Consider the following 23053-nt stretch of genomic DNA (forward strand, 5'->3'; position numbering starts at 1 on the left):
CGGCGCGTCCAGCGGACGACCGCCGCCGCGCGGTCGTGCGGGCAGAGAACGATGAGACGAACGCATCGCTCTCTGGATCAGATCTCGATCCGCCCGCCGGGCGCCAGCCCCGCATCGAGCGCGACGCTCTTGACGATGGCGTGGACGGGGGAGCCTTCCGCGAGTCCGAGGTCGCGGGCCGAGGCGCGGGTGAGGCGGGCGAGCAGGATCGCCTGGCCGCAGGCGACCTCCACGAGGCAGGCGGCCCCCTCCTCGCGCAGGGCCGCAACCCGGCCGGGCAGGATGTTGCGGGCGGAGAGCCCCCGCGGCGCCTCGGTCGCCAGCAGCACGTCGCGGGCGGGCAGGCGCAGGTTCAGCCGCCGACCGACCGGCAGTGACAGCAGCGGCACGGTGAGGCGCAGATCACGTCCCTCTCCGGGGCCGGCGAGCAGGGTCAGGCCCACGCCCTCGTCGTGGCCCTCGACCGTCATGGCGAGCACGCTGCCGACCTCCGCCCCGTCCGGGATCAGGTCGGCCCGGCGGAGCACCGCATCGACCGGGCCCTGACCTGCGACGCGGCCCCCTTCCAGCACCACCACCGTCGAGGCGAGGCGCGCGACCTCGGCGACCGAGTGGCTGACATAGACGATCGGCAGCCCGGCTTCGTCGCGCAGCCGCTCGACATAGGGCAGGATCTCGCGCTTGCGCGCCTCGTCCAGCGCCGAGAGCGGCTCGTCCATCAGGAGCAGGCGCGGGCGCGCCAGCAGCGCTCGGCCGATGGCGACGCGCTGACGCTCGCCCCCCGACAGGCCCGCCGGGCGCCGCTCCAGCAGCGCACCGATGCCGAGGAGTTCGGCGACCGCATCGAGACTCGGACCGCCGCCGCCGCGGGAGAAGAGGCGGCCGAAGCGCAGGTTCTGCCGCACCGAGAGATGCGGCAGGAGCCGCGCTTCCTGGAACACGCAGCCGATCCGGCGCCGATGCACCGGCACCCGCACGCCCCTGGCGGTATCGAGCAGCACGGTGCCGTCCACCACGATGCGCCCGCGCTGCGGTTGGGCGAGGCCCGCGATCAGGTCGATCACCGTGGTCTTGCCCGAGCCGGAGCGCCCGAACAGCGCGGTGAGCCCGGCGCCCGCCGTGAAGGCGACTTCCAGCGAAAACGTGTCGCGGCGCAGCGCGACGTCGATCTCGATCGTCACCGGGGCGGGCTCCACCGCAGGTTTGATGCGTTGTCGGCGGCAAGCCAGGAGCGCCGATGATCACCGTCCACCATCTGGAGAACAGCCGCTCGCAGCGGGTGCTGTGGCTGCTCGAGGAACTCGGGTTCGCCTACACGGTGAAGCGCTACGAACGCGACCCCGCCACGATGCTGGCCCCGCGGGAGCTGCGCGCCGTGCATCCGCTCGGCAAGTCGCCGGTGATCGAGGCGGACGGCCAGGTGGTGGCCGAGACCGGCGCCATCGTCGAGTTTCTGACCACCCGCGCGGGCGGCGCCCTGGTGCCGCCGGCCGGCAGCGCCGAGGGAGCGCGCTACACCTACTTCCTGCACTACGCCGAGGGCTCGGCGATGCCGCCGCTGCTGCTGAAGCTCGTTTTTTCGCGGTTGGCCCCCGGCAGCCCCGCCCTGCTGCGGCCGCTGGTGCGGGCAATCGCGAACAAAGTCACCGGCGGCTTCGTCGATCCGGAATTGCGCCGCCACGCCGCCTACTGGGAGGCGGAGTTGGCCGAACGCCCGTTCTTCTGCGGCGAGGATTTCACCGCCGCCGACATCATGATGAGCTTTCCGCTCGAAGCTTTTTTCGCCCGCGGGACCGGTGCGGGGCCGCGGGTGACGGACTGGCTCGCCCGCATCCACGCCCGGCCGGCCTATGGCCGCGCTCTGGAGCGGGGCGGCGCCTACGCCTATGCCTGAGGCGGCCCGCATCACGCCACCCCCAGCCGCCGCTGCATGCGCCGGGCCAGCACCTCGGAGGCGACGAGCGCCAGCATCGAGACCGCCACCGAGACCAGCGTCAGCCGGAGCGCCGCCCCCTCCCCGCCCGGCACCTGGGTCAGGGTGTAGATCGCGGACGGCAGGGTCTGGGTCTCACCGGGGATGTTCGAGACGAAGGTGATCGTCGCGCCGAACTCGCCCATCGCCTTGGCGAAGGCCAGCACGGCCCCGGCGAGGCAGCCGGGCAGGCTCAGCGGCAGCGTCACGAGCAGGAACACCAGCGGCGGGGCCGCGCCTAGCGTGCCCGCCGCCTGCTCCAGCTTGCGGTCGACCGCCTCGATCGACAGCCGCATCGCCCGCACCATCAGCGGAAACCCCATCACCGCGCAGGCGAGCGCCGCCCCGGTCCAGCGGAACGAGAGCACGATCCCGATCTCGGCGAGCCAGCCGCCGAACACGCCGCGGCGGCCGAAACCGAGCAGCAGTAGGTAGCCGGTCACCACCGGCGGCAGGATCAGGGGCAGATGCACCAGCCCGTCGAGCAGCGCGTGGCCGGGGAAGCGTTTTCGCGCGAGCAGCCACGCCACGGCGAGGCCCAGCGGCAGGCTGCACAGGGTCGCGACGCTTGCGACCTTCACCGAGAGCAGGAGCGCCGTCACCTCGTCGGGGGTGAGGCCGAGCCCGCTCAGCACGGCGCGCTGAGACCTTCGGCGCTCAGGAGCGCTTCTCCGTGCCGATCACCACGAAGCCCTGGCGCTCGAAGAACGGCCGGGCGGCGGGGCTGCGCAGATAGGTCAGGAAGGCCGCGCCGTCGGCATTCCGAGACTCCTTGATCAGCGCCGCCGGGTAGACGATCGGCGGATGGCTGCCCTCGGGGAAGATCGCCACCACCTCGACGCCCGGCTCGCTCGCCGCATCCGTGGCGTAGACGATGCCGAGCGGGGCCTCGCCGCGGGCAACGAGGAGCAGCGCGGCCCGCACGTTCTCGGCCTGCGCCACCTGTCCCTTGACGCCGTCCCAGGCGCCGAGCTTTTCCAGCGCCGCCTTGCCGTACTTGCCGGCCGGCACCGCCTCGACATTGCCCATGGCGAGCCGCCCGCCGCCGAGTGCCTTGCTGAGCTCCTTGGCGAGATCGACGCCGGGCTCCAGCGCGATTCTCTGCGAAGCACCCTTCGGCGCCACCATCACGATGGCGTTGCGCAGGAGGTTGACGCGGGTGTCCGAGCGGATCGTGCCGTTCTTCTCGGCATAGTCCATCCAGGCGAGGTCGGCGGAGACGAACAGGTCGGCGGGCGCGCCGGCCTCGATCTGCTTGGCCAGCGCGTTCGAGCCCGCATACGAGATCCGCGTCGTCTTCGCGGTCGCCTTGGTCCAGGCCGCGCTCGCCTCGTCCAGTGCATTCTTCAGGCTCGCGGCGGCCAAGACCGTCACCGGCTCCTCGGCGCGGGCCGGCGCGAGGCCCCCCGCGGACAGCGCGAGGAGCAGTCCGGCGATCCAGACGCGGCGGGATGCGAGCATGACACGAGCCTCCGGCGCCGCCGTTGCGACGGCCCGGAAGCGTTATAACTGAGCGGGAACGACGCTGCCAGGGGCGGCGCCTTTCCTTTCAAGCCTCAGCTGTTGTCCGGCCCGGTCGCCGACGGCTCCGGCTCGCCCGCCGTAAAACCTTCGAGCCAGTCGAGGCTCTGCTGCGAGCCGACCTCGTAGGGGTTGGCGGAATCCGGCTGCCCCTGCGCCTTGGCGGCCCGGCCCTCGTCGTAGATCGCACGCGACACAACAGCCATCGGGTCATCCTCTCCAAACATTCGTCCCGCCGACAAGACGGCCGGCGCTTAGAGGTTCCTCACCCCTGCGGGGGCGGCTCCTCGCCCGGCCGTGTCTCGGCGCGGTGGAGGCGGCTCAGCAGCACGAGCAGCGACCCCGGCAGCGGCGCCTCGAGGGCGCCCGCGTCGAGAATCGGCGGGCGGCCGGGGCGGCGGCGGTCGGGCCGCGGTTCCTGCTTGACGACGATGGGCGGGCGGCAACGGGCAGATCTGGGTGTCATGACGACCGGAACTCGGGGACGCCTGTGGTGAACGAAGTGCGGGTGTGAACGCGGGTTTTCGGCGCCGGTTCCGCGGATTTCGTCCAAAAATTAAACATCTTGCCTGCGGATTAGGCGGGTTCGGGCTTGCGTGTGGCGCGCCCGTGACATCCGGCGCCGCGATTGCGCACCTAGCAAAACCCGTGGCCGGACGGGTCGGCGGATGGTAGAGGGCGCTCCATGCTCGAAGGCCTGCCGCCGCACCGTCCCACGCACGTCCTGCGCCTGATCACGGACGAACCGTCCGCGCGCGCCATGACGGAACTTTTGGGCGAGATGTTCGATCCGATGGAGACGGCGGTGGCCGCCTTCGAGGTCGAGGAGACCGGCGTGGAGACCGGGACTTGGCGCCTCGAGGCCTATTTCTCGGAAGAGCCCGACGCGGAGATGATCCGCGACCTGATCCGCCCGCTCGTGGGCGATCAGGCCGACGCGGTCTCGTTCGACACCATCGATCAGCAGGACTGGGTGCGGGCCTCGCTCGAGGGCCTGAAGCCGGTGCGGGCCGGGCGCTTCCTCGTCCACGGCTCGCACGACCGCGAGCACGTGCGCCCCAACGACCTCGCCATTGAGATCGAGGCGGCGCTCGCCTTCGGCACGGGGCACCACGGCACGACGCTCGGCTGCCTGCGGGCGCTGGTGGCCGAGTTGAAGCGCCGCCGCCCGGCCCGCGTGCTCGACGTCGGCACCGGCACCGGCATTTTGGGATTTGCCGCCGCCCGTGCGCTTCATACGCCGGTCGTCGCCGGGGACCTCGACCCGGAAGCCGTCCTGACCGCCCGCGAGAACGCCCGCCTCAACGGGCTCGGGCCCCTGATGCGGCTTTACCAGGGGCCGGGCGTGCGCCACGCGCTTGCGAACCGTCCCCGCGGCTTCGACGTGGTGTTCGCCAACATCCTGGCACGGCCGCTGAAGCGCCTCGCCCCCACGCTCACCGCGGTGGTGGCCGACGACGGCGTGCTGATCCTGTCGGGCCTGATCGAGCGCGACGTGCCCGGCGTCCTCTCGACCTACCGCCACCGCGGCTTCCACCTCGCCCGCTCCGGCCTGATCGAGGGCTGGGCCACCCTGGTCCTGCGCCGGGGCGGCGCGGCGGCCAGACCGCGGTAGATATTTGCCGCGCTGAGATTCTTCGGGGCGGGCCTCGGCTCGACCGCTCGCCGCCGCCCACTTCATCGTTCGAAGTCTTCATTCGAAGTCTTGGTCAAACACCCGCCGCGACGCCGGCTGCGGCTTTGGGCTCGGTGTCGCGGCGGGTGTCGTTCCAACGCCCGTCGAGGGGCCGGGATCGCTTCGGTGAGCGTCCCGGCCAAACCGCCGATCACACGACGAAGAAGTCGGCGTGGGTCAGGGTGGCCTTCGTGTCGATGACGGCGAACTGAATCGCCGCCTTCGCGCCGCTGCCGTCGGAATCGTAGGACAAGGCCCCCGTATCCTTGTCGTAGAGGATCCTGTCGTCCGCATCGACATGGCCCAGCGACAAGTCCTTGAACGCTGTCTCGGCCAGTTCGCCCCGCGTCAGGGAGGAGAAGATGCTCCGGGCCAAATGGATCGTGTCGGCTGCGGCAGAGAAATCCCTGAGGTGATCGACGTTGGTCGGCCCCAGGTCCGTCGCGAACACGAACGTGTCCGAGCCTGCCCCGCCGATCAGGATGTCGGCACCGCCCCGGCCGTCCAGGACGTTGGCGCCGCTGTTGCCGGTCAGCGTGTTGGCGATGGAGTTGCCAGTGCCCTTGAGGTTGCTCGCGCCGGTGAGCGTGAGATTCTCCAGTTCCGAGCCGCCGAGCGAGTAGGAGACCGAGGCGTAGACCAGATCGGTGCCGGCGGCGCCGTTGGCCTCGACGCAGCGGTCGCCGACGTTGTCGACGTGGTAGGTGTCCGAGCCCGCCCCGCCGATCATCCGGTCGGCGCCGCCCTTGCCGTCGAGGACGTTGGCGCCGCCGTTGCCGATCAGGATGTTGGCGATGGAATTACCGGTGCCGTTGAGGTTGCCCGTGCCGGTCAGCGTGAGGTTTTCCAGTTCCGAGCCGCCGAGCGCGTAGGAGACGGAGGCGTAGACGTGGTCGGTGCCGGCGGCACCGTTGGCCTCGACGCAGCGGTCGCCGACGTTGTCGACGTAGTAGGCGTCCGAACCGGCTCCGCCGATCATCGTGTCGGCGCCGCCCTTGCCGTCGAGGACGTTGGCGCCGCCGTTGCCGGTCAGCGTGTTGGCGATGGAGTTGCCTCTGCCGAACAGGTTGCCCGTGCCGGTGAGCGTGAGGTTTTCCAGTTCCGAGCCGCCGAGCGCGTAGGAGACGGAGGCGTAGACGTGGTCGGTGCCGGCGGCGCCGTTGGCCTCGACGCAGCGGTCGCCGACGTTGTCGACGTAGTAGGTGTCCGAGCCGGCTCCGCCGATCATCGTGTCGGCGCCGCCCTTGCCGTCGAGGGCGTTGGCGCCGCCGTTGCCGATCAGGATGTTGGCGATGGAGTTGCCTCTGCCGTACAGGTTGCCCGCGCCGGTGAGCGTGAGGTTTTCCAGCTCCGAGCCGCCGAGCGCGTAGGAGACGGAGGCGTAGACCAGATCGGTGCCTGCGGCGCCGTTCGCCTCGACGGCCCGATCGCCGACGTTGTCGACATAGTAGGTGTCCGAGCCGGCTCCGCCGATCATCGTGTCGGCGCCGCCCTTGCCGTCGAGGACGTTGGCGCCGCCGTTGCCGATCAGGATGTTGGCGATGGAGTTGCCCCTGCCGTTGAGGTTGCCCGTGCCGGTGAGCGTGAGGTTTTCCAGCTCCGAGCCGCCGAGCGCGTAGGAGACGGAGGCGTAGACCAGATCGGTGCCGGCGGCACCGTTCGCCTCGACGGCCCGGTCGCCGACATTGTCGACATAGTAGGTATCGGACCCCGCCCCGCCGACCATCCTGTCGGCACCGGCGCCGCCGTCGATGCTGTCGTTGCCTTTCCCGCCGTAGAACGTGTTGGCGCGACCGTCCCCAACGATGGTCTCCGGATTGACGTCGGCGATGCCGATCGAGAGGGCGCGGTCCGTGCTGGCCCCGCTCGTGTCGGTGGCCCGGACCGTGACGGTGTGCGAGGCGGCCTGTTCGAAGTCGAGCAGGAGGCCGTCGGCGATCCGGATGTGTCCGCTGTCGTCGATCGAGAAGCGACCGCCCGCATCGTCCGTGAGGGACCAAGTCAGGGAATCGCCGACATCCGGATCGGAGGCGGACAGGCTGGCCACCAGGGTGCCGTTCGCACCGTTCTCCGACGCGACCGGAGGGGCGCCCACGACGACGATGTCGGACGGCGCGTCGTTGAGGCCGGTAATCGAGACATTGAGGCCTGTATTGAGCGTAATGAGTCCGCCGATCAGTTTGACGGTGGCAGTGAGCGGGAAGTTGCCCGAAAAGTTCTCCGGGAGATTGAGCATCAGGCCGTCGAGCAGGCCGGAGGCGATGTTCTGTGGATCGAGATCGAGGTTGATCCCCGACGACAGGGTGGCGCCCGTCGGCAGACCGCTGATGCTGACGGAGGCGATGCTGCCGAGATTGAGGCCCAGAAGCGTTCCGCCGATGGCGACGCCCGAATCTTCCGTTCCCGTGATTTCGACGATATTGGCGAGTAGCGCAGGCATGGCTGTATCCCGTATCGATATCAGGCGACGCTGAAGACCGTTCGGTCCAGTGCTGAGGCTAAGCTGTTTTTCCAGATTAGCCTTGTGCCTATACGCTGCTGAGCAGTCTAATAGTTTGTTGTGGAGATATGAATGATTTTACGCATGATATTTCTGGACATTTGAAGGAGAGCGATTTTTGAATATAGGTTATTTAGATTGCGCAATCTGAAATAGAAAAGCCGCGTATCTGCTGTGGATGCAACACAGGATTGCCTTCGCGAGCTCTCTTGGCAAACGTTTCTGAAAAGGTGTTTCGCCTCTCGGGACGGTCCATTGCCATGGGCTGATCATTCAGGCTTGGAAAACGTCGGCTTCCGTGTCGTCCGGCGCAGGGCCGGCAGCGGCACCGCCGCTCCACCCCGGCATTGTCCCCGCCCCGCCCCCAGCGTAACCCTTCCCCCATGACCCGCGCCCGCTTCCAGACCTTCGACGATCCGAGCCACGCCAAGGGGCCCGAGCGGATCGAGGCCCTGCGGGCGGCGTTGCGCGAGGTCGGGGCCGACGGGTTCGTGGTGCCGCGGGCCGACGAGCATCAGTCGGAATACGTGCCGGCGGAGGCCGAGCGGCTGGCGTGGCTCACCGGCTTCACCGGCTCGGCCGGCACCGCCATCGTCCTGCAGGAGGGGGCCGCCCTGTTCGTCGATGGGCGCTACACCGTGCAGGCGCCGGCCCAGGTCGACACCGCCGCCATGACCGTGGTGCCGGTCGCCGAGACGACGCCGGAGGCGTGGCTCGGCGCGCATCTGACAGCCGGCCAGACGCTCGCCTACGATCCGTGGCTGCACACGCCGGACGGGGTCGCGCGGCTGGAGCGGGCCGCTGCCAAGGCCGGGGCGAGCCTGCGCGCGGTCGAACAAAATCTCGTCGATGCGGTCTGGGCCGGGCGTCCGCGCCCGCCCGCGGGCCGGGTCGCGGCCCATCCCGAGGCTCTGGCCGGCGAGGCGGTCTGCGAAAAACTCGCCCGCCTCCGCGCGGCGCTCGGTGAGGGCGGGCTCGACGGGCTCGTGATGTCCGATCCGCACAACCTCGCCTGGACGTTCAACCTGCGCGGAGCCGATCTCGCCCACACGCCGCTGGCGCTCGGCTACGCCCTCGTGCCGGTCGAGGGCCGGGCCGCGCTCTATCTCGGCTCGCCCGACATCGACCCGGCCCTGCGCGCGGCGCTCGAACCGCTGGCCGACCTGCATCCGCGCGCCGGCTTCCCCGAGGCGCTGGCGGCGGCCTGCGCCGGGGCCGCGCGGTTGCGGCTCGATGCGGCGACCGCCTCGGCGGCGCTCAAGGGGCGGGTCGAGGCGGCCGGCGGCGTGGCCGATGTCGGGCCCGATCCGGTCACCGCCATGAAGGCGGTCAAGAACACCGCCGAGATCGCGGGCGCCCGCGCCGCCCACCACCGCGACGGGCTCGCCGTGACGCGCTTCCTCGCCTGGCTCGACCGGACCGGGCCGGTGAGCGAGATCGCGGCGGTGGAGGCGCTGGAGGATTTCCGCGCCGCGAGCGGCGAGTTGCGCGACGTGTCGTTCCCGACGATCTCGGGCTCGGGCGCCAACGGTGCCATCGTGCATTACCGCGTCACCCGCGCCACCGACCGGTCCTCGCAACCCGGCGAGCTTTTTCTGATCGATTCCGGCGCGCAATACGCCGACGGCACCACCGACATCACCCGCACCGTCGCGGTGGGCGCGCCCTCGCCCGAGATGCGGGCGCGCTTCACCCGCGTGCTCAAGGGCCACATCGCGATTGCCCGCGCGGTCTTCCCCGAGGGGACGACGGGGGCGCAGATCGACGCGCTGGCCCGGCTCAGCCTGTGGGAGGTCGGGCTCGACTACGACCACGGCACCGGACACGGCGTCGGCGCCTTCCTCTCGGTCCACGAAGGGCCGCAGCGCCTCGCCAAGACCGGCACGGTGGCCCTGAAGCCCGGCATGATCCTCTCGAACGAGCCGGGCTACTACAAGCAAGGCGCCTACGGCATCCGCATCGAGACCCTCGTCCTCGTCGAGGCGCGGGCGATCGAGGGCGCGGAACGCACGATGCTGGGCTTCGAGACGCTGACGCTCGCCCCCCTCGACCGGCGCCTGATCGACTTGGACCTGCTCGGCGAATCCGATGCCGCCTGGGTCGATGCCTACCACGCGCGGGTGCGCGACAGCCTCGCGCCCGATCTCGACGGGGCGACGCGGGACTGGCTGGCGGCGGCGACGCGGCCGCTCGCCGAGGGCGTCAGCGCCGCGTGAGCGGCACCGCGGTGACGAGGCGCCACGCCTCGCCCTCTTCCCGCTGCCAGACGCTGCGCACCTGCGGGTCGCGGCCGTCCGGCGTGTGCATCGGTCCTTCCACGACCTGGCGCTCGGGCGTCACGGGCGTGGAAGGCACGAGCGTACCCGGATTGAGGAGGAAGTGCCCGATCAGGGCATCGGCCATGATGCCGGGCTCGGCGGGATCGAACCCGAAGCCCAGAAAGAAGCGTGCCTTCGGCCCGCCCTTCGGATGGTCGATGTTCAGGAGATACGAGACGATCTTGTCGTTGGGGATGCGCAGCGGGCCGAACCCGCTCACGGCACGGGTCGCCCGGTGAAGACCACATCACCGGCCGCAACCGTCGCGAGCGCGCCCATCGGCTCGGGAAACTCGACCTCGTAGGCCACGCCGTCGCCCCAGACCGCGACCACGGTGCCCTCGGTCCCCGCCGCGATCGCGTCCCCGTCCATCGTCGTCACGGCGATCAGCACGCGCACGTCGTCGAGTTCCCGAAGCGCCGCCTCGGGACGATCCGCGCGCCACTGATGGACGACCTCGACCGACATCCGCGAGAGAGTGCGAGGCCCGCCGCGGGCCGTCAACTCCCCGGTGGCGCCGGCCGTCGTTTCGAGGGGGGATCCGCGAAGGCATGTGCGTGATAGACCGGCCTCCATGACCGCCGTCCTCTTCGTCTGCCTCGGCAACATCTGTCGCTCGCCGCTGGCCGAGGCCGCGTTCCGGCTGGAGGCCGAGCGGGCCGGGCTCGCCGTCACCGTTGATTCCGCCGGTACGAGCGACTGGCATGTCGGCGAGCCGCCGGACCCGCGCGCCATCGCGGTGGCCCGCGCCCACGGCCTCGACATCGCGGGGCTTCGCGGCCGGCAGGTGAGCGGCCGGGATTTCGAGGCCTTCGACCATGTCGTGGCGCTCGACCACGCCAACCTGTCCAAGCTGCGCGCCCTGCGGCCGGAGGGCGCGCGGGCGGAATTGAGCCTCCTCCTCGACCACGTGCCGGGCCGGGCGGGCGAGCCGGTCGCCGACCCGTATTACGGCGGGCCGGAGGGGTTCGAGACCACCTGGGCCGACGTGACGAGCGGCGCCCGGGCGCTGGTGCGCCGGATTGCGGAAGGGCCGTGAGCGCGGCGCTCGCCGGCCGTGCCGCCGCGCTGCTCGGCGGGGCGCTGGCGCAGGTCCGGACGCTGCCCGGCGGCGACCTTTCGGAGTGCGTCCTGATCCGCCTCGCCGACGGGCGCGAGGCGGTGGCGAAGTCGGGCCCCGCCCCGCGGGTCGAGGCCGCGATGCTGGCGGCGATTCATGCGAGCGGCGCCCCTGCCCCGACGGTGCTCGCCGTGGACGACACGGTCCTCGTGCTGGAGCGCCTGCCCGACGCCGGCGCGCCCATGCCGGCCGAACTCGGGCGCGCGGTGGCCCGCCTGCACGCGGTGTCGGGCGAGCGCTACGGCTGGGACGCCGACTACGCCTTCGGCCCGGTGACCATCGCCAACGGCTGGAGCGACGACTGGCCGGCCTTCTGGGGGGAGCGGCGCCTGCTCTGCCATGCGGGCCACGTGCCGGGCCCGCTGATGCGGCGCCTCGAAACGCTCGCCGCCGATTTGGAGAACCGCCTGCCGGCCCGGCCCCGTCCGGCCCTGCTCCACGGCGACCTGTGGGGCGGCAACGTGCTGTCCGAGGCGGGCCGCGTCACGGGGCTGATCGACCCGGCCTCCTATTACGGCCATGTCGAGGTCGATCTCGCCATGCTGGCCCTGTTCGGTCGCCCCGGCCCCGGTTTTCGCGAGGCCTACGGGGCGCCGGTGCCGGGCGAGGCGGAGCGTGTCGCGCTCTACCAGCTGTGGCCGGCGCTGGTGCATCTGCGGCTGTTCGGGGCTGGGTATCGCGGCATGGTCGAGGGGCTTTTGGCGGCGGCGGGCGTCTGACGACGCGTCCCCCACCCGCGCCCTCATCCTGAGGTGCCGGAGCGAAGCGGAGGCCTCGAAGGAGGGCTCCAGTTCGCGCGTGGTCCCTGGAGCCCTCCTTCGAGGCTCAGCCTTCGGCCGAGCACCTCAGGATGAGGGTGTTGGATAGGAGAGAACGCCTTCTCCCAAAAACCCCTACTCCGCGGGCGCCGCCAGCGGTGCCCCGGCGCGGGGCTCGAACCGGCCCTCGCCCGTCGTCACCATCTCGATGCGGTTCTCGTGGTGCTGGTGCAGGGTCGAGCGGTGGCCGATCGAGACGATGGTGGTGCCGGGCAGTTTTTCGCGCAGCGTCCGGTAGATCGTCGCCTCGCTCGCCTCGTCCAGGGCGGCGGTGGATTCGTCGAGGAAGAGCCAGTCGGGCTTGGCCAGGATCGCACGGGCGATGGCGAGCCGCTGCTGCTCGCCGCCCGACAGGCGCCGCTCCCAGGTGTCGATCTCGTCGAGCCGGTCGGCCAGCGCGGGCAGTTGCGCCGCGATCAGCGCGTCGCGGATCGCCGCGTCGGAATGCTGGTCGGTGGTGTCGGGATAGACCACTGCGCCGCGGAGCGTGCCGAGCGGGATGTAGGGCCGCTGCGGCAGCACCATCGCCAACTGGCCCTCCGGCACGTCCACCCGGCCCTTGCCGAACGGCCAGATGCCGGCGATCGCCCGGAACAGGGTCGACTTGCCCGAGCCCGAGGGGCCGGTCACCAGCGTCGCGCCGCCCTTCGGAAGAGTGAGGGAGGGCGCCCGCAAGATCTCGCGCCCGTCGGGGAGCGCCAGCGTCAGGTCGCGGCCGGTGACGTCGCCCGAGCGGTCGTGGCCCTGCGCGAGGCCGTAGCCGGCGCCCGCCAGCGCCTCGGCCTTGGTCATCGCCCGCTTGAACGCACCGAGACGGATGGTGTTGGCCTTGTAGGCGGCGAGCGTGGTGTAGGCGGTGATGAAGAACGACAGCGAGTTCTGGACGTTGCCGAACGCGTTCGAGGTCTGCTGCAGCGTCCCCAGCGTGATTTTCTTCGCAAAGAACGACGGGGCGGCGATGACGAGCGGGAAGATCGTGCTCGCCTGCCGGTAGCTGAAGGTGAAAGCGATCAGCTTGATGCGCCGGTAGATGATGCCGACGTAGTTGTCGATGATGGCGTGGAACAGGCTCGTCAGCCGCGAGGCCTCGGCCCGCTCGCCCCGCAGCAGCGCGATCTGCTCCGAGTAGATGCGGTTGCGCGCCAGCGCGAAGCGGAAGTCCGCCTCCACCTGCTCCTGGCGGAAATCGAGGCCGATCAGCGGCTTGCCGATGATGTGGGTGAGCCACGTGCCCACCACCGCGTAGGCGATCACCAGCCAGACGAGGAAGCCCGGCACGATCGTGTCGGTGAACGGCAGCACGAAGTCGCGCGAGAGCGTCCACAGGATGACGATAAAGGAGACAAGCTGCGCCGCCTGCGACAGGAGCCGGATCGACAGGCCCGCGGTCTGCTGGATGAAGGCGTTGACGTCCGACTGGATGCGCTGGTCCGGGTTGTCCGCCTCCTCGTCGGTGAAGGGGATGCGGTAGTGGGTGCCCTGGCCGAGCCAGCGTTCGTAGAGGCTGTGCGTCAGCCACGTGCGCCAGCGGACCTGCAGCGCCGAATCGACGTAGAGGTCGAACATGCCGATGACGATGTTCAGCGCCGCCAGCGGCACGAAGATCCAGACGATCTGATACCAGAACGCCGCCGCGTCGAGCGCCTGCAGCGAGTTGTACATGTCGCGGTAGAAGAAGTTGAAGCCGAGCGTCAGCGCCACGTCGGCGAAGTTCACGAAGATCGACAGGCCGACGAGATTGCGGCCGATCTCGCCTTCCGTGCGGCCGAACCAGCGGAACAGGCCGATCTCCTTCGTCGGCGCGTCGCGGTTGGCGAAATAGGGGTCGGCGATGAGGGTGATGTCGCGGATCGGGCGCCAGTGGGAAATCGCCAGCACGATCCCGGCGAACACGACCGCGCCGGTGGCGGCGAAGTCCGGCGGCAGCAGGGCCGCGACGACGCCGGGCAGTGCGCCCATCGCCGCGAGCGTCTTCGAGAGCGCCAGCAGCAGGTAGCCGAGACCGTAGACCGAGACGAAGATCTTCAGATAGGCCGAGATGTCGCGTGAGGCGTAGAGCAGCCCCGCCATGGCGAAGCCCGCGAGCGAGACGTAGAACGGCGGCGAGGGCAGGCCCGGCATCGCAAGCAGCAGGAGCGCGACGAGCGCCGTGAGCGCGGCCTGTAGGCCGAGCCCGCTCTTGAATGCGGCCACGCTTGTGTCTCCCTCTCGCTCTGGCGGCCCGGCCTGCGGGAGGCGCGGGACTGTCCCGCCGGGGGACATCGCCGAATTCGACGGCCCTGGCTATCCGTCTTGGCGAGATCGTGGCGCGGGGGCGCCGCTGTCACGTGAATTTTCGGTCATGTCGGGGGGCTTCAGAGCGCGGCGGGGTCGGTCTGCGACACCGTGGACCGATGCCGGCAGCTCCACTCAGGCCGCCCGGGCCGGCTCGTGCGCCTGCGTCGGCACGGCGGCGGCCAGCACGGTCTCGCGGAGATCGGGCAGGGTCTGCGCCGGGACGGGCGCGGCGTCGAGGAAGGCGTTCAACTCGGCCTCGGACACGTGACCGAAGGCTTCCACCAGATAGGCCAGAGCGTCGTCGGACATCGCCGGTCCTCCCGTTGCCGCGTCGGCGCCTGGGACGACCCGCCTGCGAGCCGCGCGCCTTGCTGATTGGTATTTGGTATACCAGATGGCGCGGAAGTCAAGTTCCGAGAGTGTGAGCTGGTGGCGGTATCGTGCGGATGTCGGTGGTTATGACGCGTTGGCGAAGCCCGCGCCTCGGGGCGTCTTCGACGGATTGTCCGACCCAATCCCCTCATCCTGGCGGGCCGCGAAGCCGCTTTGAAGGAAGGTTCCAGAAATCACTGCGATCCCCGAAGCCCTCCTTCGAGGGCGACGCTGCGCGCCGCCGCCTCAGGATGAAGGCATGGATAGGAGAAGGGTCGCTCAGTTCGCCGTATTCGGCGCGCCCGTGCGGAAGCGGCGCGGGGCGGGCTTCGCCTTGGGCTGGGGATCGCTCTTGCCGACCAGGGTGCGCTTGACGCGCTCGTTGAAATCTTCGGTCGTAACCGAGCGCGCCGCGCCGTTGTTGTTGGTCTGGGCCATGAGAGCCTCCGCTGTTTCTGCCTGAATACGGGCTCGGGTTGTTCGCCCGAAACACCAGCCCAAGGCACCGGATTGCGCGGAGGGTCTTCACTAATATGGAGCGCGGGGTCGCGAATACGACCCCACGGCCTCGCTATTCCGCGGCGATGCGGTGGATCGTGCCCACCGCGCCCGACCCGAGGATCTCGCCGATCTCGGCGTCCGAGCAGCCCAGCACCTCGCGCAGGATCTCGTCGGTGTGCTCGCCGAGCAGCGGCGCGCGGGTCACCTCGGTCGGGCTCGCCGAGAGCTTGATCGGGTTGCCGACGGTGAGATGGCGCCCGCGGGTCGGGTGCTCGACCTCGACCACGGTGCCGTTGGCCCGCAGGGCCTCGTCCTCGGCGATCTCGCGCATCGACAGGATCGGCCCGCACGGGATGTCGTAGGCGTTCAGGATCTCCATCGCCTCGAACTTGTCGTGCTTCATCGTCCAGGCTTCGATGCGGGTGAAGATCTCGTTGAGATGCGGCAGCCGCGCCTTGGGCGTCGCGTAGGCCGGATCGGTCTTCCAGTCCGGTTCGCCGATGATGTCGCAGATCGGGCCCCAGACCGCCCCTTGGGTGATGAAGTAGATGTAGGCGTTGGGGTCCTGCTCCCAGCCCTTGCACTTGAGGATGCGCCCCGGCTGGCCGCCGCCGGAATCGTTGCCGGCCCGCGGCACGGCATCGCCGAAGGGCACGCCCTCGCCGTACTGGCTGTATTCCATCAGCGGCCCCTCGCCGAGGCGCTGCTGGTCGCGCAGCTTGACCCGGCACAGGTTGAGCACCCCGTCCTGCATCGCGCAATCGACCCGCTGGCCGAGGCCGGTCATGGTGCGCTGGTAAAGGGCGGTGACGATGCCGAGCGCCAGATGCAGGCCGGTGCCGGAATCGCCGATCTGCGCGCCCGAGACCATCGGCAGCCCGTCGCGGAAGCCGGTGGTGGAGGCCGCGCCGCCCGCGCACTGGGCGACGTTCTCGTAGACCTTGCAATCCTGGTAGCGGCCGGGCCCGAAGCCCTTCACCGAGGCGAGGATCAGTCCCGGATTGGCCGCCTGCAGCTTGTCCCAGGTCAGGCCCATCCGGTCGAGCGCGCCGGGGGCGAAGTTCTCCACCAGCACGTCGCACTCGCGGATCAGCCGCCACAGGATCTCGTTGCCCTTCGCCGTCTTGGCATCGAGCGTGATCGAACGCTTGTTGTGGTTCAGCATCGTGAAGTAGAGGCTGTCCACGCCGGGGATGTCTTGAAGTTGCTGGCGCGTCGCGTCGCCCGCGCCCGGCCGCTCGACCTTGATCACGTCGGCACCGAACCACGCGAGCAACTGCGTGCAGGTCGGACCGGACTGGACATGCGTGAAGTCGAGGATACGCACGCCGTCGAGAGCCTTGCCCATCGCGAGGTCCCCTCCCAGATTCTTTTTTCGGTATCGGCGCGGGAGGCGATGGCGTCGCCCCGCGTGCCGCTTTACGCGAAGTCCGGTCCCGAGGCCCACCGGTTGAGCAGGGCCCGCCCTGCCTCCGATGAGTGCGACGGCTGTCGACTTCGTCTCTGGTTTCTGGCATACCAGATGCCAGACGTCAACAAACCGGGGATGGGGGCTGCGTGGCGCGCAACGCTGCACACAAGCCTGAACCCTCCCCAACTCGTGACAATCGTCTGCTTGTGTTCCACACATGGCGACGCCACGCTTGGCCTGCGCGGACTGAACCACCCCGGACAGGCATCCCCTCGGACGCGAAGGTCGAATCGGACGCGATGGAAAATCTCTCGATCAAGCCGATCGTGCCGGCCACCAGCCTGCGGACGCTGGCCTACGAGGCGCTGAAGTCGGCCATCACCAACATGGACATCTACGGCGCGGTCGGCGACGTCCGCCTCGACGAGCGCGGCCTGTCGCAGACGCTCGGCGTCTCGCGCACGCCGATCCGCGAGGCGCTCACCGTGCTGGAGCAGGAAGGCTTCGTGCGCAACGAGCCGCGCCGGGGCGTGTTCGTCGTCAAGAAGACGAAGCGCGAGATCGTCGGCATGATCCAGGCCTGGGCGGCCCTGGAGAGCATGGCGGCGCGGCTCGCCTGCGCCAACGCCCCCGAAGAGGACTTGGCCTGCCTGCGCCGTTCCTTCCCCGAATTCTTCGAGGGCCGCCCGTCGGACCATCTCGACGAGTATTCGGAAGCCAACATCCGCTTCCACCAGAAGATCATCCGCCTCGGCGGCTGCGCCGTGATCCAGGACCTGTGCGGCAACCTGCTGGTCCATGTCCGCGGCATCCGCAACACGGCGCTCCGCCAGGGCGACCGCGCCTCGGAATCGATCCGCGAGCACGTGCGCATCATCGAGGCGTTGGAGGCCCGCGACGCCGACCTCGCCGAGCGCCTCGTGCGCGAGCACGGCCTGGGGCTGGCCGCCCATGTCGAGCGCTACGGCAACCACTTGGATTGATGAGGCGGGAGGCGTTCGCTTGACCGGCGGCGGCTCCTGTGGCTCCTGAGCCTCGGCACCCCGACTCCGTAGCTCAGCTGGATAGAGCAGCCGCCTTCTAAGCGGCAGGTCGTAGGTTCGAGCCCTACCGGGGTCGCCACCCTTCAAAACCGCCGTTGATTTTACTGCGGTTTCTCCGTTGAAAGTCCCACTGGCTCTGGCGGCCGGAAAAAGTGGGACACTCCCCTCCCCCGTTCGGTCGAAGTCGATCAGGTGCATGGCACCCCCGGCGAGCCGCTTCTGCTCGGCCTTGCGGGTGTAGTGCTCGGCCATCTTCGCCGTCCGCCAGCCGAACATCGCCATGAGCTGCCGCTCGGTGGCGCCGTTCTCGGCGGCGAGCGTCGCTCCGGCCTTTCGAAGGCCGTGGGCCGAGCAATGCGGCAGGCCGGCCTCGCGGCAGCGATCCTTGAACCAGTTCCCGAAACCGTTCGACGTGAACGGCTTGCCGCGCTCGGTGATGAGGAAGGTGAGGTTCTGGCTCGGGCATGCATCGATCGCGGCGCGCAGGGCTGGCAGCATCGGCACCTCCAGCGTCATCGGCTTGGTGTTGCGGCCCTTGTGCTGGGTGTAGCGCAGCCACGCGCCCTGAAGGTGCTGGCGCCCGAACACCACGGCGTCGGAACGGCGCCCGCCGGCGAAGAGCAGCAGGCACAGGGCGAGATGGGCCCGGCTTCCGAGCGGATGGCGCTCGATGAAACGCGTGACCTCGTCCACGCTCCAGGTGTGGAAGCCTTCAGATGTGGTCGAGAGATAAGCCACGTCACGGGCCGGGTTGTGCGAGGCGAGCGCGACTTCTGGCTGGACGGCCCATTTGAAAGTCGCCCGAATCGCCTTGATCGTATTGTTCGCCCCGTCCGGCACGTTGGCCTTGCGGTCGCGCAGGATGCGAAGCGCGGCGGGCGTCAGACGGGCCAGCGGGAAATCGCCGAAGACGGTTTTCGCCCCCGGCTTGGTCGGCTCGTCGTAGGTCGCCTCGAGCAGGGCACGGCGGCGGCGCTGCGTCACCGGATCGAACGTCCTGAACTTGGCCGACGCAACGTATTGCTGGCAGAGCCACTTCCACGTGTCGGGCAGCATCGCGTGCCTGTCGCGCGGCTTTTCCTCGGGCGTGCCGTCGAGGGCGGCCCGGTAGGCCTCCATGAAGGGCTCGGTCCATGGCACGTCGGGCAGGCGGATCTTCGGCCAGCCCTTGCGGCGCAGGTAGACCCGGACGTTGCCGTGCCGATCCACGTCCTCGACACAGTACCGCGGCAGCCGGCCCGGCATCTCGGCCTCTTTGCTCATACCGCAAGGTCTCCCCACTCATCGTTCCGCGGAGCGCCCTCGCCTTCCGCGTCATCGGGCAGCGCGGCGAAGGCCGCGTCAAGCCTGAGCCGATCCCACACGGTGCGGGCGTTGATCCGCTTCGGCGGCGGCATGCGGCCGTCGTTCACCATCACATCGAACAGCGAAGCCGAAACGCCGACATAGGCTGCCGACTCGACACGTGAGAGGCCACGCGGCGGCAACGAGATGGGCAGCAAATCGACCGGACGGCGGTCGCGCGGCGTCATGCGGGCTCCCTGAGTCATGTCTGCTTGCGAAAAGTCTGATTAGTGCCGCGCTTGTCGATCGCTGCATCGATTCTGGAGTAGGATGCAGGTGCCTGCATGTGCGCAGTCACAAGCCTCAATTTGACTTCGGCAAAAGATACGGCGCATTCGGGCCGCTTGTTGGTGGGCTGATGGTGCTGGTAATGCTATTTACTGCGAGAAATAGATCGGATAACGAAGAATCTAGCGCTGCCGTCGCTAAATTTAAATTGCTTCGTCAGTGTGTCTGAGCGCAACTCTGTGATAAGACGGCCCTGCTGTTTTAGCTGTCGCATTGCTCCGCTGATCTCATTTTTGTCCATGCTCAACTGTTGCATCAAGGTGCTTGGCAAAACCAGTGCGAATGGATGTTGCTGGCCTTTCCATTGCAGATGCGTAGCGAGACAGTCCACAGTAGGAAGTTGCGCCTTTGTCAAAGCCGTGCTGAGGTTCCGTTTTGTCCTGGCCGGATCAGAAAGCCAAAGGAAGATACGTCGGACGTTCTCCTGATCCCGTCGCGCTCGGTCAGGTGATAATTCGAGGGCATCGCGTGCGCACGAGCGCACGGCGTCGAGCAACTCAGCCTCGCCCCAAGGCAGGATGCCTGCCTCGACAGCAAGCCTACCCGCCGCATAGCAGGCAGCAAACTGATCCAATGCGCGACGCTCTGCGTTCGCGTAGGCGTTGTCATCGAATCCGCTCCGGAACATGTTGCGATAAGTGACCAGCGCAGCGGTGACCGTTGCACGGTTTTCAATGAGGTACGAAATAAATGCAGGCATGACGCTGCCGTAGTGTGTCGCGGCGGCTTCATTAAGCTGCCTCGCCAACGCTTCTGTTGCACTAGATAGCCGCTCAGTCGGAGTATCGTCGGGTAAGCGGTCAAAGATGCCGACTGGGTCGTCCAGGTTGGCGTTGACTGGTACGTACATCAGCCGAACAGCCGCTCCTGTCCGCCGTGCACGGGGGCGCGCCGTTTCGGCAGTCGAAAGCAACACCGTGCGGAACGTCCGCGTATCTGCCCCAGCCTTGAGCGACCATTCCCGCGCACGCGCCCTGGGACGGCCCTCAGCGAGTTGGTAGGCGACCGCATCAGTGACTTTGGCAGGTGCCTCGCCAGAAACCGCCTCCATACCATCGACCGTGATTGGCAAGTCCCCGCACTCTTGTGCAATTTCCTGAAAGGCTAGCGGCGTACCATCCCATGACCCAAGAAAGGTGCTCGACATTAGAGAGGCCCCGACCCGCAGGGCTGTGCTTTTGCCGCGTGATGATGGTCCAAACAGGTTGACACCAAAGCCGCCTGCCTGAACGCCTTGAAAAATGAGTGTTGGTGCTGCCAACGCGGCGACAATCATCAGCATTGCGCGAGTCGAGCAGCGCACTGGTTGGCCAATCCGCTCTTGCCAACTTTTTAGTGTTCCGGCGGTTGAGCCCGGTGCACCCTCACGCGTCGCGTGCGTACGGGGAAGGCGCTGCCCCGAGGGTAGTTCAACGTTGCCGTATACAAACCTCGCACAGTCCTCGCCCCATCCTCCCGGCAAATCGGCGCGAAAGGTGGCACTCTGTCCGGCTGGAGAGGATGCGTATTGGCTAGCCATAAAATCGAGTTGAATGGCTTGTTTACGCGTAAGTGGGATACCGATATATCCACCGTTGCGCAGCTTGCGATTTATTGCGCGTGCTTCACTTAATTCACCGAAATCAACGAGTACTGCAGCACTGTTTCCGGCAGCATCGAAAAATTTTAGCTCAATCGCCCTTGTACTGTCGGATTTGACGACGATCCGTCCGGGCATGATCCGTGGCTGGTTGCTTTTGTCGAGAGGCATTTGTTTTACCTTCTATATGCAGTCGTTGAGCAGCATCATCCTGAGATACTGAGATAACTCGCTCAGTATCTCAGTAGAAAAATTAGGAGCGGACACGCGCAGATTCGCGTGAATTAAGTGCTGCAGTATTACGGATTGTCATAATAAAGATTGGCCGTATCTTGCAAATCTGAAGCCCATCCTGGGCCCTTTCGGACTGTTCCATTGTTCTTTGTCGATACCACTTCAATGCTTGTATGAAATGAACTTGTTCCGTGATCCAGTCAGTACTAAGACCCTGTTGATGCCCGGTCATTGGAAGCCGGGAGTAGGCGCCCGTGCACACGTCTAAAATTTTTCATGCCGATGAGGTCGGCAGGGCGTAGATTTGTGCTCGTGACATAAGCTCGCATGAGTCCCGTCCAACGGTTGCGGCAGAGCTGAGTACGTCGAGGCACTGGGGCAACCTTAAGGGGATTGCACCAGTCTTTGATCGAGTAGTTCAGCCAGCCTTCCGCGCCGCCGGCCTCCTCAGAAATGGGCTGAAAGTGGAGGGAGCGTGGACCCGGTGCCCAGTCAGCGAGGCGTTCGCGCAGCAGCGCTTGGGTCCCTTTGTCTTTTGGATGTACGCCCGTTAGAGTGTGGAAATGTAGCTGTGTTCCGAACGCGCCTTCGCTTTGTCCAAATGGCGGGGCGAAAACGATGTCGAGGGCCCAGATCAGGGGGATGTGGTCAAGACCGGGCTTGCTAAACTGACGAGTAAGGGCTCGATGAGCGCCTGGAACTGAGAAACTGAGCGGTTCAGTGACGGGGCGCCAAAGGCGCGCTGGTACAATCGTGAGGGCCGAGAATTGAGCGCGTTCCTCCGGTGAGAGGCTATCCCAGTAGGTGAGGACCGGTATCGTTGCGGTCGCACGGGCGTCAACGTTCCAATATTTGATACAATTGGCGTATTCGGGCATAGTTCAGATCCTAAGATGCGGGCATGCGTCAGCCTCTGCTACGAAGCAGATTGTTGCCCGATGAATTTTGTGATTGGCCGTCGAAAAAGGGTGTGAATATTTGGTAATCGCGTTCCTAGTGAGCTTGGCCTGATTCGGTTTCAAGTCCGCACTGCATTAATAATTCCAAGTTGATAGGTTTGGGGGCAACAACAAATGGAATGGCTTTCCGAAGCTGGCGCGTCGCGCTTTGTATCGAATTCCAGCTGTGGCTGCCCGATGCGGGTTCGCTGAGTAGGGCTACAAACCAGTCTGCACCCCGCTCCACGATGAAATCCCCGACTGTTAATGCCGGAAGCGCGGTCTTAAGTTCTGCCCAAAGTGCCGGATCGCGGCCCCGGGCGCTAAGCTGAAGCTTTTCAAGGGTCGGTTCGATAAGATCGATGGGTCCCTTCAAAGATGGATCTCGCCGGTCTCTATTGGCGGAATAGAATCGAACGACATCGACGTAGGGGCCCTTTTGCATGAATACTTTGAATAGCGTTTTCATGCGACGATCGCGAGGCTCAATGCGAATCAAGCCGTGGACCCTGTAGGTCCAGCCGCTTATGTCATCGGGTAAAGTAAAGCCCCGATGCTTCCAGGGTATCAGTGTGATGATGCCAATAAATGGTATGGTCCGTATCGGTGACGCGTTAAGGCATGCGTACAGGTCACGCCTGACGTTGTTAATCATGGAAGGTCCCAATCTTAAAACCGGGCCGCTATTGAAGGGCGTGATGACCACGCGAGACCACATCCCCCGCTCGTCGTCAGGGAGGGCGAAAGCAAGGTCTTGGACGCTCTTAATCATACGCGAACGCAGCTCGGTTCGCAGAGCGGGGGGGATTCCTGAGGCAATGGGCGGCGCTCGTCGTGACATCGATCTCTCGTCTCAGCTTCTCAGAGTGGTGCTGTCCGGCAGTCCGGAACGAGAGGGAAGAAACCAAGTCCGGGCGTCAAATTCCATTGAGTGCGTGGGGCTGCCAGCGCTGGGAGTGAGCATCCAGCGTTCATTTGACAAGGCGAATAAATTATGTCTGCGAAGCTATCGCCGGATCAGCAATGACGTCTCACAAGACAGGCGCGGATCGCGTTCTGTGGCGCCGGTTGGTACTTAAGCGCTTGGTGGCGCTTCATATTCTCCTCCGCCGATCGTGCGCGCATCTTGCACCTTTTATGCG

At 67.3% G+C, this 23053-nt stretch carries 20 protein-coding genes, 1 tRNA gene and 1 pseudogene; 7 read left to right on the forward strand and 15 right to left on the reverse strand.

The features are described from left to right. Positions 1-77: 77 nt before the first annotated feature. On the reverse strand, positions 78-1181 hold the full coding sequence (modC, locus tag ASG52_RS05045) for a molybdenum ABC transporter ATP-binding protein (RefSeq protein ID WP_056240010.1): 1104 nt from the start codon (positions 1179-1181) through the stop codon (positions 78-80). 56 nt (positions 1182-1237) lie between these two features. On the opposite strand from modC, the gene ASG52_RS05050 reads away from it, so the two are divergent. Further along, entirely contained in the window at positions 1238-1894 is a 657-nt protein-coding gene (locus ASG52_RS05050; protein WP_056239937.1) for a glutathione S-transferase, read from the forward strand. An 11-nt stretch (positions 1895-1905) separates the two neighbouring features. Here ASG52_RS05050 and modB read toward each other — a convergent pair whose 3' ends face one another. The 4 genes from modB to ASG52_RS05065 form a co-directional block, all read right to left on the reverse strand. Then, positions 1906-2607, reverse strand: a complete 702-nt coding sequence (gene modB / locus ASG52_RS05055; protein WP_200945570.1) for a molybdate ABC transporter permease subunit — start codon at positions 2605-2607, stop codon at positions 1906-1908. Between the two features lie 22 nt (positions 2608-2629). Continuing rightward, positions 2630-3433, reverse strand: coding sequence for a molybdate ABC transporter substrate-binding protein (gene modA / locus ASG52_RS05060; RefSeq protein WP_056239940.1), 804 nt, complete (start codon positions 3431-3433; stop codon positions 2630-2632). A 95-nt stretch (positions 3434-3528) separates the two neighbouring features. Then, on the reverse strand, positions 3529-3699 hold the full coding sequence (locus ASG52_RS27790; protein ID WP_200945571.1) for a hypothetical protein: 171 nt from the start codon (positions 3697-3699) through the stop codon (positions 3529-3531). Positions 3700-3758: 59 nt separating this feature from the next. Continuing rightward, a complete protein-coding gene (locus ASG52_RS05065) occupies positions 3759-3959 on the reverse strand; it encodes a hypothetical protein (protein WP_056239943.1) in 201 nt (66 codons plus the stop codon). A gap of 219 nt (positions 3960-4178) precedes the next feature. Between ASG52_RS05065 and ASG52_RS05070 the strand changes: the two genes are divergently transcribed. Then, complete coding sequence (locus ASG52_RS05070; RefSeq protein WP_056239946.1) at positions 4179-5108, forward strand: 50S ribosomal protein L11 methyltransferase; 930 nt, start codon at positions 4179-4181, stop codon at positions 5106-5108. Between the two features lie 211 nt (positions 5109-5319). Here the strand turns inward: ASG52_RS05070 and ASG52_RS05075 are convergent, their stop codons facing one another. Further along, the gene (locus ASG52_RS05075) at positions 5320-7608 is read right to left on the reverse strand and encodes a hypothetical protein (RefSeq protein WP_082552351.1); all 2289 of its coding nucleotides are present in this window, start codon (positions 7606-7608) and stop codon (positions 5320-5322) included. A gap of 443 nt (positions 7609-8051) precedes the next feature. Here ASG52_RS05075 and ASG52_RS05080 point away from each other — a divergent pair, with 443 nt between their 5' ends. Continuing rightward, positions 8052-9884 carry an aminopeptidase P family protein gene (locus ASG52_RS05080; protein WP_056239949.1) on the forward strand — a complete coding sequence of 611 codons (1833 nt, stop codon included), beginning with the start codon at positions 8052-8054 and terminating at the stop codon, positions 9882-9884. Here ASG52_RS05080 and ASG52_RS05085 read toward each other — a convergent pair. Both ASG52_RS05085 and ASG52_RS05090 read right to left on the reverse strand, forming a co-directional pair. Next, entirely contained in the window at positions 9871-10206 is a 336-nt protein-coding gene (locus ASG52_RS05085; protein ID WP_056239952.1) for a DUF6883 domain-containing protein, read from the reverse strand. The two genes, ASG52_RS05080 and ASG52_RS05085, sit on opposite strands and share 14 nt — an antisense overlap. After that, positions 10203-10454 (reverse strand): hypothetical protein, encoded by a 252-nt coding sequence (locus ASG52_RS05090; protein ID WP_056239955.1) that lies wholly within the window; start codon positions 10452-10454, stop codon positions 10203-10205. The genes ASG52_RS05085 and ASG52_RS05090 overlap by 4 nt, the downstream gene beginning before the upstream one ends. Positions 10455-10560: 106 nt before the next feature. Here ASG52_RS05090 and ASG52_RS05095 point away from each other — a divergent pair, with 106 nt between their 5' ends. Both ASG52_RS05095 and ASG52_RS05100 read left to right on the forward strand, forming a co-directional pair. Beyond that, the gene (locus ASG52_RS05095) at positions 10561-11025 is read left to right on the forward strand and encodes a low molecular weight protein-tyrosine-phosphatase (RefSeq protein ID WP_056239958.1); all 465 of its coding nucleotides are present in this window, start codon (positions 10561-10563) and stop codon (positions 11023-11025) included. Further along, positions 11022-11825, forward strand: a complete 804-nt coding sequence (locus ASG52_RS05100) for a fructosamine kinase family protein (RefSeq protein ID WP_056239961.1) — start codon at positions 11022-11024, stop codon at positions 11823-11825. Before ASG52_RS05095 ends, ASG52_RS05100 begins: the two co-directional genes overlap by 4 nt. A gap of 174 nt (positions 11826-11999) precedes the next feature. On the opposite strand, the gene ASG52_RS05105 is transcribed toward ASG52_RS05100, so the two are convergent. From ASG52_RS05105 to frc, 4 genes are all read right to left on the reverse strand, one after another. Then, positions 12000-14117 (reverse strand): ABC transporter ATP-binding protein/permease, encoded by a 2118-nt coding sequence (locus ASG52_RS05105; RefSeq protein ID WP_056239964.1) that lies wholly within the window; start codon positions 14115-14117, stop codon positions 12000-12002. A 216-nt stretch (positions 14118-14333) separates the two neighbouring features. After that, entirely contained in the window at positions 14334-14510 is a 177-nt protein-coding gene (locus tag ASG52_RS26880) for a hypothetical protein (protein ID WP_156383789.1), read from the reverse strand. A gap of 342 nt (positions 14511-14852) precedes the next feature. Then, positions 14853-15011 carry a hypothetical protein gene (locus ASG52_RS27795; RefSeq protein WP_200945572.1) on the reverse strand — a complete coding sequence of 53 codons (159 nt, stop codon included), beginning with the start codon at positions 15009-15011 and terminating at the stop codon, positions 14853-14855. 133 nt (positions 15012-15144) lie between these two features. Next, a complete protein-coding gene (frc, locus tag ASG52_RS05110; RefSeq protein ID WP_056239966.1) occupies positions 15145-16422 on the reverse strand; it encodes a formyl-CoA transferase in 1278 nt (425 codons plus the stop codon). A 362-nt stretch (positions 16423-16784) separates the two neighbouring features. Here frc and ASG52_RS05115 point away from each other — a divergent pair, with 362 nt between their 5' ends. Together ASG52_RS05115 and ASG52_RS05120 are read left to right on the forward strand one after the other, a co-directional pair. Continuing rightward, a complete protein-coding gene (locus tag ASG52_RS05115; protein WP_056239970.1) occupies positions 16785-17468 on the forward strand; it encodes a GntR family transcriptional regulator in 684 nt (227 codons plus the stop codon). A gap of 62 nt (positions 17469-17530) precedes the next feature. Next, positions 17531-17607 (forward strand) — tRNA-Arg (locus tag ASG52_RS05120). A 200-nt stretch (positions 17608-17807) separates the two neighbouring features. Here ASG52_RS05120 and ASG52_RS25950 read toward each other — a convergent pair. The 3 genes and pseudogenes from ASG52_RS25950 to ASG52_RS26885 all read right to left on the reverse strand — a co-directional run. Then, positions 17808-18791, reverse strand: a pseudogene (locus tag ASG52_RS25950) (tyrosine-type recombinase/integrase); the annotation flags it as partial. A 454-nt stretch (positions 18792-19245) separates the two neighbouring features. Continuing rightward, on the reverse strand, positions 19246-20910 hold the full coding sequence (locus ASG52_RS25955) for a DUF927 domain-containing protein (RefSeq protein WP_082552352.1): 1665 nt from the start codon (positions 20908-20910) through the stop codon (positions 19246-19248). Positions 20911-21966: 1056 nt separating this feature from the next. Then, a complete protein-coding gene (locus ASG52_RS26885; RefSeq protein WP_156383790.1) occupies positions 21967-22380 on the reverse strand; it encodes a hypothetical protein in 414 nt (137 codons plus the stop codon). Between the last annotated feature and the right edge of the window lie 673 nt (positions 22381-23053).

The sequence above is a fragment of the Methylobacterium sp. Leaf456 genome (assembly GCF_001425465.1).
GTDB lineage: Bacteria > Pseudomonadota > Alphaproteobacteria > Rhizobiales > Beijerinckiaceae > Methylobacterium.

Excerpts from the sequence above, each read along its gene's own strand:
- ASG52_RS26885 (WP_156383790.1), bottom strand. The coding sequence starts at position 22,380 with ATGAAAACGCTATTCAAAGTATTCATGCAAAAGGGCCCCTACGTCGAT.
- ASG52_RS27795 (WP_200945572.1), bottom strand. The coding sequence starts at position 15,011 with ATGGCCCAGACCAACAACAACGGCGCGGCGCGCTCGGTTACGACCGAA.
- ASG52_RS05095 (WP_056239958.1), top strand. The coding sequence starts at position 10,561 with ATGACCGCCGTCCTCTTCGTCTGCCTCGGCAACATCTGTCGCTCGCCG.
- ASG52_RS25955 (WP_082552352.1), bottom strand. The coding sequence starts at position 20,910 with ATGCCTCTCGACAAAAGCAACCAGCCACGGATCATGCCCGGACGGATC.
- ASG52_RS05050 (WP_056239937.1), top strand. The coding sequence starts at position 1,238 with ATGATCACCGTCCACCATCTGGAGAACAGCCGCTCGCAGCGGGTGCTG.
- ASG52_RS05080 (WP_056239949.1), top strand. The coding sequence starts at position 8,052 with ATGACCCGCGCCCGCTTCCAGACCTTCGACGATCCGAGCCACGCCAAG.
- ASG52_RS05090 (WP_056239955.1), bottom strand. The coding sequence starts at position 10,454 with ATGTCGGTCGAGGTCGTCCATCAGTGGCGCGCGGATCGTCCCGAGGCG.
- modA (WP_056239940.1), bottom strand. The coding sequence starts at position 3,433 with ATGCTCGCATCCCGCCGCGTCTGGATCGCCGGACTGCTCCTCGCGCTG.
- ASG52_RS05070 (WP_056239946.1), top strand. The coding sequence starts at position 4,179 with ATGCTCGAAGGCCTGCCGCCGCACCGTCCCACGCACGTCCTGCGCCTG.
- ASG52_RS05065 (WP_056239943.1), bottom strand. The coding sequence starts at position 3,959 with ATGACACCCAGATCTGCCCGTTGCCGCCCGCCCATCGTCGTCAAGCAG.
- ASG52_RS26880 (WP_156383789.1), bottom strand. The coding sequence starts at position 14,510 with ATGTCCGACGACGCTCTGGCCTATCTGGTGGAAGCCTTCGGTCACGTG.
- ASG52_RS27790 (WP_200945571.1), bottom strand. The coding sequence starts at position 3,699 with ATGGCTGTTGTGTCGCGTGCGATCTACGACGAGGGCCGGGCCGCCAAG.
- frc (WP_056239966.1), bottom strand. The coding sequence starts at position 16,422 with ATGGGCAAGGCTCTCGACGGCGTGCGTATCCTCGACTTCACGCATGTC.
- ASG52_RS05115 (WP_056239970.1), top strand. The coding sequence starts at position 16,785 with ATGGAAAATCTCTCGATCAAGCCGATCGTGCCGGCCACCAGCCTGCGG.
- ASG52_RS05075 (WP_082552351.1), bottom strand. The coding sequence starts at position 7,608 with ATGCCTGCGCTACTCGCCAATATCGTCGAAATCACGGGAACGGAAGAT.